A 17,546-nucleotide genomic window follows, 5' to 3' on the forward strand; every position below is an offset into this window, starting at 1 on the left:
GTCTTCTCCTCCGCTGCCGGCCTGTGTCGACCGGCGTTCGTCCTTCTTGTCCGTGAAACGATCCGCCGCCCGTGGGAGTGCCCCTGCGTCACGTACGGGGACTGATGAGCAGCAGGGCGATGTCGTCCTCGGGGGCGGGCGCGTGCCGTACGAGGGCGTCGGCCATGGCGTCGAGGTCGGTGGGGTCGGCGTGTTCGAGGAGCCCCGCGAGGGCCGCGATCGCGTCGTCGAGGTCGACTCCGGGGGCTTCGACGAGTCCGTCGGTGTAGAGGGCGAGCACGCTGCCGGGCGGCAGGCTGAATTCCAGCGCCGAGTAGAGGGCGTCGGGCTCGATGCCGAGCAGCAGTCCGGGTGGTATCCGCAGGAGTTCGGTGCGTCCGTCGGCATGGCGCACGAGAGGGGGCGGGTGGCCGGCGGTGGCCAGGCAGGCGCGGTGCGTGGCGAGGTCCAGGTGGACGTAGACGCAGCTGGTGAACAGGCCGGGGTCCAGGTCGGTGAGCAGCCGGTTGGTACGGGCCAGGACGTCGTCGGGGGTCGCCCCCACGGTGGCGTGGGCGTGGACGGCGGTGCGCACCTGTCCCATGAGGGCCGCGGCGTCCACGTTGTGGCCCTGCACGTCGCCGATGGTGGCGCTGGCCGTGTGCTCGTCGAGGCGGATCAGGTCGTAGAAGTCGCCGCCGATGCCCAGGCCGCGGGCGGCCGGAAGGTAGCGGGCGGCGACCTCGAGGCCGGGCACACGGGGGAGGGTGTGCGGCAGCAGGGCGGACTGCAGGCGGTGGGCGAGGTGGTCCTTGGCGTCGTAGAGACGGGCACGGTCCAGTGCCTGCCCGACCAGTCCGGCCAGTGAGGTGAGAGCGGCTCGTTCGCCGGGCGGGAAGGCGTGGGGCCGTTGGTAGGCGATGAGGAGGGAGCCGATGGGGCGGCCGGACGAGATCAACGGCAGAACCGCCCATGCGGCCATCCCGTCCTCGTGCACGGTGGCCGGGTAGGCGCGCTGCATGTCGGCGAAGGACGGGAAGAAGCCCGGGACACCGGTGGTGAGAACGTCGGCCCCGGGGATGTCCGAGCTCAGGGGGACGGCGTCGAATCTGTCCATGATCTCGGTGCGGTAGCCGCGGTGGCCGAGGATCTTCAGGCGGCCGTCCTGCGCGGTCATCAGCACCATGGCCTGCGCTCCCAGTGCAGGCAGCAACTGGTCGGCGGTCTGCTCGACCACGTCCTGGACACCGACGGCCTCGGTGAGGGTGGAGGCCAGATGCATCAGGTGGTACAGAACGGCGGCGCGGCTGGGGCCGGCGGTCGGTACGGAACCGGGCAGGGGGGCATCCTCGCCCGGGCTGCCACGGGCGATGCGGACGCTGAGGCCGGTGGCGTCCGGGTACAGCTCGAAGGCCAGCCAGGTCTCCGGGGGGCGTAGGACGGTGAAGGCCTGCGGCCGGCGGCTGACCATCGCGGCCCGGTAGCGGTCCTCGACGTGGGGGACGTCCATCCACGGCAGCGCCTCCCACGGCAGGGCACCCACCAGGTCGTCCCGGCCGGCACCGAGGAGGTCGGCCGCGGCCGGGGTGAGGAAGGTGATGCGTCCGTTCATGTCCAGCGAGCAGTACCCGCCCGGCAGGCGGTCGACGAAGGCCGACAGGGTGGTCGCCTCGCTGGGGGAGGGAGTGCGCCGGGCCGGCGGCGGCAGGGTCCGGGGCCGGTCCGCGGGCAGCAGCGGATCGCCGCGGTCCACCGCCTGCTGCAGGAGCCCGCCCAGGCGGCGGCAGCCCTTCTGGATGACGTCGCGTTCCTCGGGGCTCAGCTGCGCCGAATGCGTCCCGGGCCACAGCAGCACCAGCCCGCCCCGGAGGGTGGCATCCGACGCGAGCGGAGTGGCCGCCAGCGCGAAGTCGTACGGCAGTACCAGCGCCGGCCGCGGATACCGGCGCGCCATCTCCTCCCGGCCGCCGACCCATACCAGGCGCCGCTCGCGGACGGCGTCCGCCACCGGCATCGGATCGGTCAGCGCGACGCGCATCCACGGAGTGGCGAACTCCTGGGGGACCCCCGCGACCAGGACCTGCCACAGGGCGTTGTCGCCCGGCGGCAGCACGTACAACAGCCCTCCGAACGCCCCGCTCTCCCGCACCACGGCAGCCATTGCGGCGTCCATCAGATGTCCGCCCGAATCCGCGCCGGCTCCGGCAGGGCTGCTCGACGCCAGCCACACCGAACATCACGCATATGAGGACACTACGCCCGTCTCGTCGTGATGGCATGCGGGGTGCGCCGACGTGCGGCCGGGGCCGGTGGCGCGCGTGCGGGGCCGCCGTGCCGCTCATACGCTGGTGTTGCTCGGGGCTCCTGTGGAGAGGTGCGCCCATGCCCCGGTCGATCTGGAGCGGTGCCATCTCGTTCGGCCTGGTCACGGTGCCGATCCATGTGGTCGGCGCGACCGAGGACCACAGCATCCGGTTCCACCGGTACCACCTGGCGGACCAGGGCAGAATCCGGACCCGCAAGGTCTGTGAGCTGGAGGACCGGGAGGTCGGCTCGGACGAGATCGGCAGGGGCTACGAGCTGACCAGCACGCAGATCGTTCCGGTCACCGACGAGGACCTGCGCGAACTGCCGCTGCCGGCCGCGAAGGCCATCGAGATCGTGGCGTTCGTTCCGCTGTCGTCCGTGGATCCGATCCGGATCGGCGACGGTTACTACCTGCAGCCGGACGGCCAGGTGGCCGCGAAGCCCTACAAGCTGCTGCGCCAGGCGCTGGCGCGGTCGTCGAAGGTGGCGGTGGCGAGGTACGCGTGGTCGGGCCGTGAACGGCTGGGCCTGCTGCGGGTGCGGGACGAGGCGATCGTGCTGCACGCGATGCGCTGGCCCGACGAGGTCCGTGATCCCTCCTCCCTCACACCGCCCCCGGTCGAGGTGTCCGAGGAGGAGATCGAAGGCGCGCTCGCGCTGATGGACACGATGACCCGCGACGACCTGGAGGGGGATGAGTTCCAGGACACCTACACGGACGCCGTCGCGGGGCTGATCGAGGCGAAGCGTGAGCACAAGGCACCGCCGGCGGCGCCGGAGCGGGAGGAGCAGCCGGGTCAGGTGCTGGATCTGATGGCCGCCCTGCAGGAGTCCGTCTCCAAGGCGAAGGAGTCCCGGGGCGAGGGCGGGCACGCCGAGGTGCACGAGTTGCCCGGGCCGAAGAGGAAGGCCGCGGCCGGGAAGACGCCGGTCGAGGAAGCACCCGGCAAGAAGTCCGCGGCGAGGGGGACGCCCGCGAAGCGGACGGCCGCGAAGAAGGCCCCCGCCCGCAAACCGAGAACCGCCTAGGTGTGCTGTCCCGGGACGGAGGGCTGCCGGCGGATCCGGCTGGTCGGGGGCGAGCGCGCGTCCTTGGAGGGGAACGGCGCCGGAGCCGGAGCGTCTCCGGGTGCCCCGGCCCGGGACCCGTCGTCCCAGGACCCGGCGGATCGCGTACCCGTCGATGTGGCGTACGGCTTCGGGGCCGGCCGGCGCATGCGAGAGCCGACGAGTGGGCGGTCACCGGGCGGTGGCCGGCCCGGAACGACGGACGGACAGGGCCTCGGGCCCCATCCGCGTTCCGGGTCCGCGACCGAGGAGGCTCACAGGCCCGCACGGGTGAAGGTCACATGTGTCACTCCGCTGGGCGAGGAGGTGGCCTCGACCCGGTAGTTCTTCTCGAGGCCCTCCAGTCCGTCCCAGAGGCGTACGCCTCGGCCGAGCAGGATCGGGACCACCACGACGTGCATGTGGTCGATGAGCCCGGCGGTGAGGAAGTCGCGGATCACGGTGGGTCCTCCGCCGATGCGGACGTCCTGGCCGCCCGCGGCCTCGCGAGCCGCGTCGAGGGCCTTGTCGGGCGCGGCGTCGAGGAAGTGGAACGTCGTGCCGCCCTCCATCTCGATCGACGGGCGCGGATGATGGGTGAGGATGAAGGCCGGGGTGTGGAACGGCGGGTTGGGCCCCCACCACCCCTTCCATTCCGGGTCCTCGTGCCATCCGGGGTGGCCGAATTTACGGGCGCCCATGATCTCGGCGCCGATCCCGGGTGCGAACTTCCGTGCGAAGGCGTCGTCGATGCCGCTGGTCCCGCCGGGCCGGCCCGTCATCTCGTGCCACCACCGGGTGGCGAACATCCACTCGTGCAGCCTTTCGCCGGCGTGGCCGAACGGCTCCTCGTGGCTCTGGCCCTCACCGGTGCCGAAGCCGTCGAGCGAGACGGAGAAGTTGTGGACGCGGCAGAGTGACATGACTGGCGACTCCTTACCTTCCGCCGGCCGAGCTTCGTCCGAGCGGCTCGGCCACGCAGCGATGACGGCCGCCCCGATGCCGTGACGCCCCATGCCCATTCCTCCCAGGTCTCATGGACCAGCGCAATTCATGCGGGCCCGAGCGGTCCCGGGCCGCCGGCGCCGGTCGCCCGCGCGGGCCCACCCCGGCAGATCCAGCGTGGTGCGGACGCCCCGGGGGAGCGCGGCGGCTCCTGTCCGTGCCACGGCTCCTCCCGCGACCACAACCTCTACCGGGTCGCCGTCCGCTCCTCCGGCACCCTGGACCGCTCGTCCGGAAACCCGGGCTTCCGCCGCGCCGGCGACGCGGTCGGGCCGGCGGCTCGACCGAGCACGCCCCGTCCCTCGGCGATGAGCTCCGTCAGTTCGGCCGGGCCGACCAGGCCGAGGGTGGCGGGGCCGAGGGGGACCATGACCACCACGACGTCGGACTCGGCGAGCAGGCCGGGCAGCCGGTCGTTGCCGCCGACCCCGTCGGGCCGCAGACCGGTGGGGACGGGGGCCGTGGGGTCGCACCGAACCGCGCGCACCCGCAGGCCGGCCGCCTGGCACAGCCGGGCGACCTCGGTGCCGGTCTCGCCGAACCCGATGATTCCCGCCCGGCGACCGGTCAGCGTCGTACCGAAAGGGGTGCGGGGGCGACGGCCGCGTTGTGCCACCGCCCGGCGCGCAGCGCGCGGTCGGCGCCCAGCACGGCACGGGCATGCCGGCCGAGTCGAGCAGGGGAGAGTCCCGGAAGGTCACGGGAGTCACGGCGAGCGACATCGACGATGCGTTCGGAGGGGCCCGCCATGCATGGCCGTCCTCATATGTAGTCGGCGTTCTCATTCATGGGTATCCAGTAGGAGGCACGGCCTGCGGCGGTGTCAACGGGCCGGCCGGTCCGGCACCGGGGTGAGCAGGACGCCCTCGGTCATGAACCGCCGCACGTTGCGCAGCGCGAGGTCGGCCATGGCCGCACGCGTCTCCCGTGTGGCGCTGGCGATGTGCGGGAGCAGCACCACCCGGTCCGAATCCAGCAGCGCCCGCGGCACGTTGGGTTCGTCGGCGAAGACGTCGAGTGCCGCCCCCGCGATCCGTCCCGCCCCGACCGCCGCGACCAGCGCCGGCTCGTCGACGACGCTGCCCCGTGCGACGTTGACCAGATAGCCGCGCGGGCCGAGCGCGTCCAGTACCGCTTCCGAGACCAGGCCCTGGGTGCCCCGGCCTCCGGCGACGGTGACCACGAGCGCGTCGCAGGCCTCGGCGAGGGCCTGCGCGGTGGGCAGGTGCCGGTAGCCGGCATCGGGCACCGGGACGCGCGAGCAGTACGCGATGCCGGCGCCGAAGCCCTCGAGCCGGCGCGCGACGGCCCGGCCGATCCGGCCCAGCCCCAGGATGCCGACCCGCTTCCCGCTCACCCGGTCGGCGAGCGGGAAGGGCGCGGCGCCCCAACGTCCGTCGCGTACGTACCGGTCGGCGGCCGACATCCGGCGCATGACGTCGATGAGGGCGCCGACGGCGAGGTCGGCCACGCAGTCGGTGAGGACGTCCGGGGTGTTGCTGACATCGATGCCCCGGGCGCGGGCGCGGACGACGTCCGTGGTCTCGTGGCCGACGCCGAAGTGCACGATCGCCCCCAGCCGCGGCAGGGCGTCCATCAGGGCGTCGCTCACGCCGGTCCGCGCGCTCGTCACGGCCGCCACCACCTCACGTCCGTGATCGCGCAAGTAGGCGGCCGGGTCGGTCAGTTCCGGCAGGCGGACCGTGCGGTACCGCTCGGTCAGCGCGTTCTCCAGTGCGGGGAGCAGGGGGGACACCTGGAGGACGGTGCCCTGGGAGCCGGGGGCGGCAGGGGAGTTCGGCAAGGCGGGGCTCCAGTCGTTCGGTTGAGGGATCGTCAGGTGCGGCGCCCGAAGCGTCCACGCGGGATCGGGTGCGGGGCGCGGGGCGGGGCCGGGTGCGGGGGATGTCCGGTCCTCCGTATGTCTTGACGCCGCCATTGCGCCGGTTTAGCTTCGGCGTTCACAGATACAGACCGAGTGCGCAAGTGTAGACAGCTCGGGGTGGCCGGCCCATACCCCGTGTTCGGAACGCGTCACATCAGCACTTCCCCGGAGACACGCGACGATGAAGCCCTCCGCCCCATCCCCCCGGCGCGCCGCACCAGCGCGGCCCCGCACGATCGGCGCGATCCTGCTGGCGGGCACCGTGCTCCTGTCCAGTGGGTGCGCCGTGGCCAACAGCGCGGGTGGCGACACCGGCCGCGCCGACGGCCGTACCCTGCGGGTGGTGCTCACCCAGGAACCGCCGACCCTGGAACCCTGTGAGGCGTCACTGACCGGCACCGGAGTAGTCGTCCGGTCCAACATCACCGAACCCCTGGTCGAACGAGATCCCGCGTCCGGTGAGCTGCGCCCCCTGCTGTCGACCGGCTGGAAGCAGACCACGCCCCGCACCTGGACCTTCGGCATCCGCTCCGGGGTGACCTTCCAGAACGGCGCGCCCTTCACCGCGAAGGACGCCGCCTTCTCCATCGACCGGGCGGTCAACTCCGACCTGGCCTGCAACGTCGAGGGCTACGTCTTCGGCGACGAGGACCTCCGGGTAGAGGCGGTCGACGACGGCCGACTGACCGTCACCACCGAGAAACCGGACCCCATCCTGCCGCTGCGCCTGAGCTTCGTGGAGATCGTGCCCCGCACCACGGACACCGGGGCGAAAGTCCGTGTCCCGATCGGTACCGGCCCCTACGCCGTCCGCTCCTGGCAGCCCGGAGCGGCCATCTCCCTCGACCGCTTCGACGACTACTGGGGAGAGGCCCCCGCCTTCGCACGGGCCCGCTACGTCTGGCGCGGCGACGCCAGTGTGCGCGCGGCCATGATCGACAAGGGCGAGGCGGAGATCGCCGTGGCGCTGGACCCGATGGAAGAGGAGAAGGACACGACGGCCGCCTACCCCAACAACGAGACGACCGCGCTGCGGCTGGACGGCCGAGAGCCCCCACTCGACGACCTCCGGGTGCGCCGGGCGATCGACCTGGCCGTGGACCGCGAGGGCATCATCGACGCCCTGCTCGGCGGTCTCGCCGAACCGGCGGCCCAACTGGTCCCGCCCGGAGTGGTGGGACACGGCGACGGGATCGAACCGACCCGGCAGGACGTCGGCGAGGCCCGCGCCCTGGTGGAGGAGGCGTCGGCCGACGGCGTGCCCACCGGCCGGCAGATCACCCTCGTCGCCCGCAACGGCATGTTCTCCGGGGTGTCGGAGACGGCGGAGGCCCTGCAGTACCAGCTGCGGGAGATCGGCCTGAACGTCCGGGTCCGTATGGCCGACACCGCCACCCACCTCCAGTACCTGCTGCGTCCGCTGCCCGAGGACGTCGGCCCCGTCGCCCTGCTGATCATGCACGGCAACCAGGCCGGTGACGCGGCCTTCACCGCCAGCCAGTACCTGCTGAGCGACGGCCCACAGTCGACGTTCGGCACGGAGCACCTGGACCGGCGCATCGCCGAGGCGGGCGCCCTCTCCGGCGAGCGGCGTCAGAAGGCGTTCGCCGACCTCTTCGCCGAGCAGAACGACTCCGTCGTCCAGTACGCCCATCTCGCCCACATGAACGGGCTGCTGGGCCTGTCACGGTCGATCCGGTACGAACCGAACTCCGCCACCGGAGACGAACTGCGGCTGGCCGAGGTCCGCCCGGCCGAGGGGGCGAAGCCCTGACATGATCCCCTTCCTGCGCAAACGCGTGGTCTCCAGTGCCGTCCCCCTGATCTGCGTGGTCCTGGGCGTGTTCTTCCTGTCCCGGATGACCGGCGATCCCGTGGACCTCTACCTCCCCCTGAGCGCCACCCCCGAGCAGCGTGCGGAGTTCTCCGCCGCGCAGGGCTTCGACCTCTCGATCCCGGCGCAGTTGTGGAACTACCTCGTGGACGTCGCGCACCTGGACTTCGGCACCTCCCTGCGGACCGGGCAGTCGGCGGGTTCGATGGTGACCGACGCCTTTCCCGTCACGCTCCAGCTCGCCGGCGTGACCATGCTGCTGGCGATCACCGGAGCCGTGCTGGTCGGCAGCCTCGCCGCATACCGCCCCAACTCGCTGGTCGACAGGATCGCCAGCCTGCTGTCGATGACGGCCGCGAGCATCCCCGACTTCTGGTTCGCCATCATGGGCGTGCTGGTCTTCGGCGTGAGCCTCGGACTGCTGCCAACCTCGGGCACGCTCGGCGGCCCCGAGATATGGGTGCTGCCCGTCGCGACCCTGCTCATCCGCCCCTTCGGCGTGCTGGTCCAGGTGGTCCGCGGCAGCATGGTCACCGCGCTGTCCGCGCCCTACGTCAAGATCGCCCGGGCCAAGGGCGCCACACCCCGGCGAGTGGTCTTCGGCCACGCCCTGCGCAACGCCGTGACGCCGGTGCTGACCGTGGCGGGCGACCTGACGGTCGGCCTGGTCAACGGCGCGGTGATCGTCGAGACGATCTTCGGCTGGCCCGGCATCGGCAAGCTCATGATCGACTCCATCCTGCAGCGTGACTTCGCGGTGCTGCAGGCAGCCGTTCTCCTGACCGCGGTGACGATCTTCGTGCTCAACATCCTCGTCGACGTCTGCCACGCGCTGGCCGACCCCCGCGTACGTCAGGCGGTGCCGGCGTGAGCGAAGGAGGCACGATGCCCCGAGAAGAGCCCTCCGCCGCGGAAGCGGCCGAGGCCGCCTCCGCCCGCGACGCGCGGCCGAGCAGGTGGCGGATGCTGCGCCGGGACCGGGCCGCGGCCGTCGGTGCCGTCGTCCTCACCGTGGTCGCCCTCGTGGCCCTCCTCGGCCGGCTGTTCATCGGCGACCGGGCACAGCGGCAGGACCTGGACGCCTCACTGCGGGCACCGTCCCTGAGCGACGGCGTGTACGGGCTGCTCGGCACCGACGTCCTGGGGCGCAGCATGGTGGCCAGGCTGATCGAGGCGGCCGCCACGACCCTCTCCGTCGCCGTCCCGGCCGTGCTGTGCTCCCTCACGATCGGCTCGGCCCTCGGTCTGTGGGCGGGGTACCACGGAGGACGCCGCGAGAGCGTGGCCATGCGGGTCGCCGACGTGATCCTCAGCTTTCCCTCGCTGCTGATCGCGGTGGTCGTGCTGTACGTCTTCTCGCCCAGCGCGCTGAACCTCGTGCTGATCCTGGCCGTGACCCGTATCCCGGTGTACCTGCGCACCGCGCGGGCGGAGGCGGCGGAGCTGCGCAGCCGGCTGTTCGTCGACGCGGCCCGCACCTTCGGCACCCCCAGCCGAATGATCATCTACCGGCACATCCTGCCGATCGCCCTGCCGACGCTGCTGACGGTCGCCACCCTCGACTTCTGCTTCGTGATGCTCACCGAGTCGTCGCTGAGCTTCCTCGGCATCGGCATCCAGCCCCCCGACGTCAGCTGGGGCCTGATGGTCGCCCAGGGACGGCAGTACCTCCAGACCGCCTGGTGGATCACCGTGCTGCCGGGGCTCGCCATCGTCCTCACGACGGTGTCCGCCACCGTGCTCGCCGCCTGGGCCCGCATCGCCACCGACCCCGCCCAGCGCTGGCGCCTGACGCTGCCCAGGAAGCGCCGGGCCGCCTCGGCCGCCGTACCCCCGGAGATGATCCCATGACGACCGCCACCGGCCCCGCCCCGTCCGGCAGGGACACCCCGGCCCTCGAAGTCGAGGGACTGTGCGTGGACCTGCGTACACCTTCCGGGACGGTACGCGCCGTCGACGGCGTCGGCTTCAGCGTCCGCCGCGGCCGCACCCTGGCCCTCCTCGGCGAGTCCGGCTGCGGCAAGTCGATGACCGCACTCTCCGTGGTCGGGCTGCTGGACCCCGCGGCGGCGGTGACCGGCGGGGCCGTACGGGTCAGGGGCGACGACACGCTCCGCATGAGCCCGGCGGCACGCCGCAGGCTGGCCGGCCCCGTCCTGTCGATCGTCTTCCAGGACGCCCTGACCGCACTCAACCCGGTGCAGCCGGTGGGCCGGCAGCTCGGCGAGCCCTTCCGCATCCACCGCGGCCTCACCCGGCGCCAGGCCCGGGAGAAGGCGATCGAGCTGATGACGCGGGTGGGCATCCCCGAGCCGAGGCAGCGGGCCCGCTCCTACCCCCACCAGTTCTCCGGCGGCATGCGGCAGCGCCTGCTCATCGCCATGGCCGTCGCGCTCGCCCCCGACGTGCTCATCGCCGACGAACCCACCACCGCCCTCGACGTGACCGTACAGGCGCAGATCATGCGGCTGCTCCGGGACCTCCAGGACGAGCGGGACATGGCCGTCGTCCTGATCACCCACGACCTGGCCGTGGTCGCCCAGCGCGCCGACGACGTCGTCGTGATGTACGCCGGCACCGTCGTGGAGAACGGACCGGTGCACGACGTCTTCTCCGCTCCCCGCCACCCCTACACCCGTGGACTGCTCGACTCGGTCCCGGAGGACAGCGTGCGCGGGCGCCCGTTGCCCGCGGTCCCCGGCAGTCCGCCCGAGCTGGGCGCGGTGCCGCCCGGCTGCGTCTTCCAGGCACGTTGCCCGCTGGTGCGGGAGCGCTGTGTCCGGGAACGGCCGTTCCTGCGCCCGTCGGGCGAGGGGCGTTTCGCCGCCTGCCACTTCTCCGAGGAGCTCGACCGTGTCTGACGCCCGCGCCACCGCCGCCGGCCCCGGGCCCCGAGCGGGCGGTCCGCAGGAGCACCCACCGCTGCTGGAGGTCCGAGGGGTCACCAAGACCTTCGGCAGCGGCCGGCGCCGGCTGACCGCCCTGGACGGGGTGGACGTACGGATCGGCCGCGGTCAGACCCTCGGGCTCGTCGGCGAGTCGGGGTGCGGCAAATCCACCCTGGCCCGCGTCCTGCTCGGGCTGGAGCGGCCGGACGCGGGCACCGTACGGTTCGACGGAACCGACCCCTTCGCCCTGCGCGGCCAGGAACTGCTGGCCTGGCGCCGCCGAGTGCAGATGGTCTTCCAGGACCCCTTCGCCTCGCTCAACGCCCGCATGTCGGCCGCCGACCTGATCGGCGAACCCTGGCGCACCCACCGGGACGTCGTGCCGGGCACGAAGGCCCGCGAGAAGCGGATCCGCGAACTGCTGTCCCTGGTCGGGCTGCGGGAGAGCGACGCCCACCGCTATCCCAACGAGTTCTCCGGCGGGCAGCGCCAGCGCATCGGCATCGCCCGCGCACTGGCCCTCGACCCCGACCTCATCGTGTGCGACGAGCCCGTCTCCGCCCTCGACCTGTCGGTACAGGCGCAGGTCCTGAACGTCCTCTCCGACCTGCGCGAGCGCCTCGGGGTCACCTACCTGTTCATCTCCCACGACCTGTCCGTGGTGCGCTACATCTCCGACCGGGTGACGGTGATGTACCTGGGCAAGGTCATCGAACACGGCGGCACGGAGAACGTCTTCGAACGCCCTCAGCACCCCTACACGGCGGCACTCATGTCGGCCGCACCCGTCCTGAACACCAGCCGCGGCGCCCGTCACCAGGAGATCCAGCTCCAGGGGGAGATCCCCTCGCCCTTCGACATCCCCTCCGGGTGCCGCTTCCGCACCCGGTGCCGGCACGCCGAGGACCGGTGCGCGACCGAGGCACCGCCGGTCGCCGTGCGGGAGACGACGGACGGGTCCGGGCCCCACACGGCGCTGTGCCACTTCCCGCTGGACGCGGAGTCCGCGTGGGCCTGACCGGTCCGGAGTTCGTCCTGCTCTCGCTCACGGTGGGGGTCGGCGCGCTGCTCCAGGTCTCCGTCGGCTTCGGCCTGGGCATGCTCGCCGCACCGGTCTTCTCCCTCGTGGACCCGTCCCTGGCCCCCACGGCCGTCCTGCTGCTCGCCTCCGGGGTGACGGCGACGGTCCTGGTACGCGAACGCGGCCGGGCGGACCTGCGCGGCTGCGGATGGGCACTCGGCGGCCGGCTTCCGGGAGTGCTGATGGGCGCACTGCTCGTGGTGGCCCTGCCCGCCCGGTACCTGGCGCTCCTCGTCGCCGCGGTGATCCTCGCCGGCGTCGCGGTGAACGCGGCGGGCTTTGTACCGCGGCGACGGCGCTCCTCGGTGGTCCTGGCGGGAATGGCCTCGGGCCTGATGGGCACGGCGACGTCCATCGGCGGCCCGCCCATGGCGATGGTGTGGCAGCGGCTGAGCGGCCCGGAGCTGCGCGCCACGATGAGCGCCTTCTTCCTCGCCGGCTCGCTGATGAGCCTCGCCGCGCTGACGGCGGCCGGCACGGTCGGCTCACACGCGCTGCGCGGCACCGTACTGCTCGTCCCCGCCGCTGCGGCCGGTGTACTGGCCGCCGGGCCGCTGACCCGTCGGCTGAACGTACGGCGGACACGCACGGCGGCCACGGCGCTCGCGGTCGCGGGGGCCGTGGTGCTGGTGGTGCGGCAGTTCGTCTGACCGGGTGAACGGGGGCGGCGTCGGGTCCCGCCCGGACGGGCCGCTACGTGCGCAGCAGCCGTTGCGTGACGTCCCGGTACTGCCGCAACGCGCGCCGGAGTTCCTCGGCCTGCGCCGCGGCGTCCCGGTCCTGCCAGCTGTCGTGAAGGGCACGGCGTCGTTCCGCGAGGGCGTTCACGAGATGGGCGACCGCGTCGTCGAAGGCGCCCTCCGCCTCTTCGAGCGCTTGACGCGGAGTCTCGGCGAAGGCGTTGATGGCCTGGCGCAGGCGCAGCAGGACCGCGTCCCGCTCGTCCGGCGACAGGAGCGGGTCCGGTGCCGCGAAGTGGTGCTCGGGGCGGTGCGCGGGCCGGTCCGACGGCTGCTGTGCGCGTGCCTGGTCGTACATCATCGTAAGCCGCTTTCCTGGGTTGCTTGGGATCACCGGATTCCCCGGGGCGGCATGGCTCTGCGCCGTACTGGTAGTCAACGCCCGATGGCGGTGTGTGTCAACGCGGTGACTTCTGGTGGCCCAGGTCAGCGCCGGGTGAGGGACGGGGGCAGTCGGTGACGATGCCGACGACGGGGCCGGAGGCCTTCGCCGACAAGGGCGTACGCCGCGCTCCGGGCACCGAGCCGGCCGGTGACGGCGGAAGCGGGCCGTCCCGTCCCCGGCCGCGCCTCGAGGCTTAGCGGCGCGTGTACCTGGAAACGACTACTCCCGAACGGTCGTCGCAACGACGGTCGGCCGACACGGGGAGGGGTCTTTCGTGGATGTGCCCTTATACCTGAGGCCGCGGGTGGATCAACCCCTCGCCTCACTGCTGGGGGCCGCCCCATTTCTGCACTCGCTCGTGGACGCGCTCGGGTCTCCGCTCAACGTGCTGCTCCCCGAGACCGTCGCCGCGAACGCGGAACGCTTCCGTGCCGTCTACCGGCGCCACCATCTCGCCGGGCGGGTGTACTTCGCGCACAAGGCGAACCGCTCCAGCGCCCTGCTGCGGAGGCTGGCGGCAGAGGAACCGGCCGCCGTCGGTGTCGACGTCGCCTCGCTGGCCGAACTGCGGCACGCCCTGAGCTGCGGCTTCACCGGGGATCGCGTCATGGCCACCGGCCCCAAGGATCCCGAGTTCCTGTGGCTGGCGGCCCGCGTGGGAGCGACGGTGAACCTGGACTCGCTGCGCGAGCTGGAACAACTCGCCGGCCTGGTACGGAAGTACGGGCTCGGCCGGGTGGACGTCCTGGTGCGCCTGTCGGGCTTCGAGTCGACGGCCGGCCACGGGGGGACGGGCACCCGCGTGCTGTCGCGCCGCAGCCGTTTCGGCACCCCGGTGCGGGACGTGGAGGCGCTCCTCGCGGCCGTGGAGCGGCACGCGGACGCCGTCGCACTGACGGGCCTCGCCTACCACCTGGACACCACCGGCCTCGAAGAGAAGGGCCGCGCCCTGGAGCAGTGCGTGCTGCTCATGGACACCTGCCGGGCACGAGGCCTGGCACCGCGTGCCATCGACATCGGCGGCGGGTTCGGCGTCGGCTACGTCGCCGACGCCGAGGAGTGGGAACGCTGGACGACCGCGCTCAGCGAGGCGGTCCTCGGCGGACGCCCGCCCCTGACCTGGCGCGGTCACGGATACGGGCTGCGCAACGAGGGCGGTACGGTCCGCGGGGCCCTGGCCCTGTACCCCGGCCACCGTCCCAACGCGGGCCCCGGCTACCTCGACGAGCTCCTCTCGCTCCCCGCGCCGGTGCTGGGCCGGGGGCCGGGAACCCTGCTCCTGGAGCACCTCCACGACCTCCACATCGAACCCGGCCGCTCCCTGGTCGACCAGTGCGGGCTGTCGCTCGCCCGGGTGCTGGACGTGCGCCGCACCGACGAGGGCCCGGCCTCCTACCTGGTGCGCCTTGGGATGAACGCCGGTGACGTGAGCCTGGAGGAGCACGGAGTCCTCGTGGACCCCGTACTGCTGCCGCACGGCGAACCCGGGAAGGACGACGAGGGGCCGGTCGGCGTCCACCTCGTCGGCAATCTCTGCCTGGAAGCCGATCTGATCACCCGCCGCCTGGTATTCCTCCCCAGGCTGCCGCGCGCCGGCGACCTGTTGGCCTTCGCCAACACCGCCGGGTACGCCATGGACTTCCACGCCCACCACGCGCAGCGCCAGCCCCTCGCGCGGACGGTGGCGGTGGAGAAGGAGGGCGACTCCTGGCGCTGGTGCCTGGACGAGGACTACTGGCCGATCACACACCCGGGGGGAACGCCCGCATGAGGTACGACAGCATCACGGAGGCCATCGGCAACACACCGCTGGTGCGCATCGACCCCGCCGTGCACGGGCTGCGCAACATCGACCTCTACGCCAAGCTGGAGATGCTCAACCCCTTCGGCTCCGTCAAGGACCGGCCCGCCTGGCACATGGCCCGCCCCCACCTGGCGGGCGCGGCCGACGGGGAGGGGACGGTCGTCGAACTCTCCAGTGGCAACACGGCCAAGGCCCTCGCCCTGCTGGCCGGCATGCACGGACTGAGGTTCAAGAGCGTCACCAACCGGATGCGCGTACCGGAGATCAAGGAGCTGCTCCTGCTCCTCGGCGCCGAGATCGAAGAGCTGCCGGGCCGCAGCGAATGCCTCGACCCGACCGACACCGACGATCCGCTGACCCACTTCCACCAGGCGCTCACGGAGCCGGGGAGCGCCTACCTGCACACCGACCAGTACTTCAACCCGCGCAATGTCGAGGCGCACGCGGAGGGCACCGGGCCCGAGATAGTCAAGGACCTGGACGGGCGGGCCCCGGACTGGTTCGTCGCGTGCGTGGGTACGGCCGGTTCGTCGACCGGTGTGGCCAGGGTGCTGCGCGAGCACGACCCGGATGTGCGGGTAGTCGGCCTGGTCGCCCACAAGTCGGACTTCATCCCCGGCATCCGCACGATCGACGAGGTACACCAGGTCGGCCTGTTCGATCCGGTGACGTACGAGACCATCGAGTCCGTCACTTCGGACGAGGCCATCGACGGCATGCTCACCCTCATCCGCCGCTGCGGACTGCTGACCGGACCGACCGGGGGCGCCGCCTACCAGGGCGCGGTACGGCACCTGCGGGACGCCGACGCGGCCCTGGAGGGCTCGGGGCGGCGTGAGACCGCGGTGTTCATCGTGTGCGACCGTGCGGAGAGCTATCTGAGTTACGTGCGCGCACGCCGCCCCGAGCTGCTGGGCAGGGCGAACCGCGGGCCCACCCCCTCGGCGCTCACCGACGAGGAGATACGGGCGGGCGCCCGGTCTGTGGCCGTGGACGAGGCCCGTCGCTGGATCACGGAGGGGGACCCCCGACCGCTCGTCGTCGATCTGCGCAGCCCGCACGCCTACGCCGCCCTGCACATCGAGGGCTCGGTCAACATCGTCGACGAACTGTTCGAGGAACTCGTCCGCGGCGGGCTTCCCTTCAGCAAGCGGACGCCGGTGCTGCTGGCCTGCCCCGTCGGCGAGAAGTCACTGCGCTACGCCGCCCTGCTGGCGCGCAGGGGGCACCCCGACGTGCGCAGCCTGACCGGCGGAATCGTCGCCTGGCGGGACGCGGGCGCACCGCTGGTGCGCGAATGAGCGCCGCCCAGCCGCTCCCTGGGGCGGGACACGACGAGAAGGGTCACGACGAGAAGAGCCGGGACGACAGGGGCCGGGACGACAGGGGCCAGGACGCGGCCTGGCAACGGGAGCTGAGGGAACAGTTCCCCATCGTCACCGCACATCCGGAGTCGGCCTACCTCGACAGCGCGGCGACGTCCCAGAAGCCGCGAGCCGTACTGGACGCCGTCCAGACCTACCTCACGACGTCGAACGCCAACGCGGGCCGCGGCACCTACCCCTGGGCCAACCGGACGACGGAGCTGGTGGAGGGGACCCGGGAGCGGGTCAAGGAGTTCCTCCGCGATCCGGAACCGGACCGCTCCACCGTCCACTTCACCAGCGGCACCACCGAGGGCCTGCGCACCGTCGCCCGCGACTGGCTGGTGCCGTACCTCACCGACGGCGACGAGATCCTCGTGCCGTTCGCCGACCACCGGGCCAACCTGGACCCCTGGCTCGAGACGCAGCGGCTGCTGGCCGCCCGCGGCGTCGACGTACACGTACGGGCCTTGCCGTACCAGGCGGTCTCCGGCGACTACGACCACCGGGCCCTCGTCGGCCTCGTCGGCCCGCGGACGCGTTTCGTGGCCGCCACGCACGTCCACCACGTCTACGGCGGCGACATGAACGTGCACCGCATCCGTGCTGCGGTCGGCCCGGACGTGCCGATCTGCCTGGACGCGGCCCAGAGCGTCGGACATCTGCCCGTCGACCTGGCCGATCCCGCCCTCGACGTCGACTTCGTGGTCTTCTCGGGGCACAAGGCGATGGCCCTGCCGGGTTCGGGAGCGGTCTGGGCGCGCAACGCGCGGGGACCCGAGTTCCGGCCGGCCGGCTGGCAGGGGACGCCCAACACGGTGGGCATCGTGTCGCTGAGGGCCGCGCTCGACTGGCTGGACGCGGCGGGTCCCGACCGGATCGCCCGCTGGACGGCCGGCCTCACGACCCGGCTGACCGACCGGCTGAGGCACCTCGACCCGTACGAGATCCTCGGCTGTCCCACCAGTCTGGCCGCCGACTCCGCACTGCCCGCGGCGCAGCGCCGGCACGGCATCGTCACCTTCCGGCATCACGACATCCCCTCCGACGACCTCGGGTTCATCCTCTACAGCCACGGCTTCATGGTGCGGGCCGACAGCCTCTGCCAGGCCGGTGCGGCCGAGAAGGACGGGTCGGTGCGCGTGAGCCTGCACGTCCACAACACGGTGGAGGAAATCGACCGCCTGCTCACCGTACTGGCCTCATTGGCGTGAAGCGCGTGACGTA

At 72.5% G+C, this 17,546-nt stretch carries 15 protein-coding genes; 10 read left to right on the forward strand and 5 right to left on the reverse strand.

What is annotated here, in order from left to right:
• Positions 1-88 precede the first annotated feature (88 nt).
• Complete coding sequence (locus ACZ7G3_RS24185) at positions 89-2,152, reverse strand: SpoIIE family protein phosphatase (RefSeq protein WP_470928204.1); 2,064 nt, start codon at positions 2,150-2,152, stop codon at positions 89-91.
• 209 nt (positions 2,153-2,361) lie between these two features.
• Here ACZ7G3_RS24185 and ku point away from each other — a divergent pair, with 209 nt between their 5' ends.
• Positions 2,362-3,315, forward strand: a complete 954-nt coding sequence (ku, locus tag ACZ7G3_RS24190; RefSeq protein ID WP_470928205.1) for a non-homologous end joining protein Ku — start codon at positions 2,362-2,364, stop codon at positions 3,313-3,315.
• A 293-nt stretch (positions 3,316-3,608) separates the two neighbouring features.
• Here ku and ACZ7G3_RS24195 read toward each other — a convergent pair whose 3' ends face one another.
• The 3 genes from ACZ7G3_RS24195 to ACZ7G3_RS24205 all read right to left on the reverse strand — a co-directional run bounded on the left by ACZ7G3_RS24195 (position 3,609) and on the right by ACZ7G3_RS24205 (position 6,142).
• Positions 3,609-4,256, reverse strand: coding sequence for a dihydrofolate reductase family protein (locus ACZ7G3_RS24195; protein ID WP_470928206.1), 648 nt, complete (start codon positions 4,254-4,256; stop codon positions 3,609-3,611).
• A 269-nt stretch (positions 4,257-4,525) separates the two neighbouring features.
• Positions 4,526-4,954: an NAD(P)-dependent oxidoreductase gene (locus ACZ7G3_RS24200; protein ID WP_470928207.1), complete on the reverse strand. Its 429-nt coding sequence runs from the start codon at positions 4,952-4,954 to the stop codon at positions 4,526-4,528.
• Between the two features lie 207 nt (positions 4,955-5,161).
• Positions 5,162-6,142, reverse strand: coding sequence for a 2-hydroxyacid dehydrogenase (locus tag ACZ7G3_RS24205; RefSeq protein WP_470928208.1), 981 nt, complete (start codon positions 6,140-6,142; stop codon positions 5,162-5,164).
• Positions 6,143-6,404: 262 nt separating this feature from the next.
• Here ACZ7G3_RS24205 and ACZ7G3_RS24210 point away from each other — a divergent pair, with 262 nt between their 5' ends.
• Genes ACZ7G3_RS24210 through ACZ7G3_RS24235 form a run of 6 tightly spaced genes read left to right on the forward strand, consistent with a single transcriptional unit; the run spans position 6,405 to position 12,676 of the window.
• Positions 6,405-7,997, forward strand: coding sequence for an ABC transporter substrate-binding protein (locus tag ACZ7G3_RS24210; RefSeq protein ID WP_470928209.1), 1,593 nt, complete (start codon positions 6,405-6,407; stop codon positions 7,995-7,997).
• A gap of 1 nt (position 7,998) precedes the next feature.
• On the forward strand, positions 7,999-8,928 hold the full coding sequence (locus ACZ7G3_RS24215) for an ABC transporter permease (RefSeq protein WP_426599065.1): 930 nt from the start codon (positions 7,999-8,001) through the stop codon (positions 8,926-8,928).
• 14 nt (positions 8,929-8,942) lie between these two features.
• Positions 8,943-9,908 carry an ABC transporter permease gene (locus ACZ7G3_RS24220; RefSeq protein ID WP_426599066.1) on the forward strand — a complete coding sequence of 322 codons (966 nt, stop codon included), beginning with the start codon at positions 8,943-8,945 and terminating at the stop codon, positions 9,906-9,908.
• Positions 9,905-10,918 (forward strand): ABC transporter ATP-binding protein, encoded by a 1,014-nt coding sequence (locus tag ACZ7G3_RS24225; protein ID WP_470928210.1) that lies wholly within the window; start codon positions 9,905-9,907, stop codon positions 10,916-10,918. Before ACZ7G3_RS24220 ends, ACZ7G3_RS24225 begins: the two co-directional genes overlap by 4 nt.
• A complete protein-coding gene (locus ACZ7G3_RS24230) occupies positions 10,911-11,963 on the forward strand; it encodes an ABC transporter ATP-binding protein (protein ID WP_470928211.1) in 1,053 nt (350 codons plus the stop codon). Before ACZ7G3_RS24225 ends, ACZ7G3_RS24230 begins: the two co-directional genes overlap by 8 nt.
• Positions 11,954-12,676, forward strand: a complete 723-nt coding sequence (locus ACZ7G3_RS24235; RefSeq protein WP_470928212.1) for a TSUP family transporter — start codon at positions 11,954-11,956, stop codon at positions 12,674-12,676. The genes ACZ7G3_RS24230 and ACZ7G3_RS24235 overlap by 10 nt, the downstream gene beginning before the upstream one ends.
• Positions 12,677-12,719: 43 nt before the next feature.
• On the opposite strand, the gene ACZ7G3_RS24240 is transcribed toward ACZ7G3_RS24235, so the two are convergent.
• Positions 12,720-13,064 (reverse strand): hypothetical protein, encoded by a 345-nt coding sequence (locus ACZ7G3_RS24240; protein WP_470928264.1) that lies wholly within the window; start codon positions 13,062-13,064, stop codon positions 12,720-12,722.
• A gap of 391 nt (positions 13,065-13,455) precedes the next feature.
• On the opposite strand from ACZ7G3_RS24240, the gene ACZ7G3_RS24245 reads away from it, so the two are divergent.
• From ACZ7G3_RS24245 to ACZ7G3_RS24255, 3 genes are read left to right on the forward strand one after another with little or no spacing between them, the layout of a single operon-like run.
• Positions 13,456-14,922, forward strand: a complete 1,467-nt coding sequence (locus ACZ7G3_RS24245) for a Y4yA family PLP-dependent enzyme (protein ID WP_470928213.1) — start codon at positions 13,456-13,458, stop codon at positions 14,920-14,922.
• Positions 14,919-16,256 (forward strand): pyridoxal-phosphate dependent enzyme, encoded by a 1,338-nt coding sequence (locus ACZ7G3_RS24250; protein ID WP_426599071.1) that lies wholly within the window; start codon positions 14,919-14,921, stop codon positions 16,254-16,256. Before ACZ7G3_RS24245 ends, ACZ7G3_RS24250 begins: the two co-directional genes overlap by 4 nt.
• A complete protein-coding gene (locus tag ACZ7G3_RS24255; protein WP_470928214.1) occupies positions 16,253-17,533 on the forward strand; it encodes an aminotransferase class V-fold PLP-dependent enzyme in 1,281 nt (426 codons plus the stop codon). The genes ACZ7G3_RS24250 and ACZ7G3_RS24255 overlap by 4 nt, the downstream gene beginning before the upstream one ends.
• Positions 17,534-17,546 lie beyond the last annotated feature (13 nt).

This window comes from Streptomyces sp. NPDC037271, assembly GCF_055603605.1.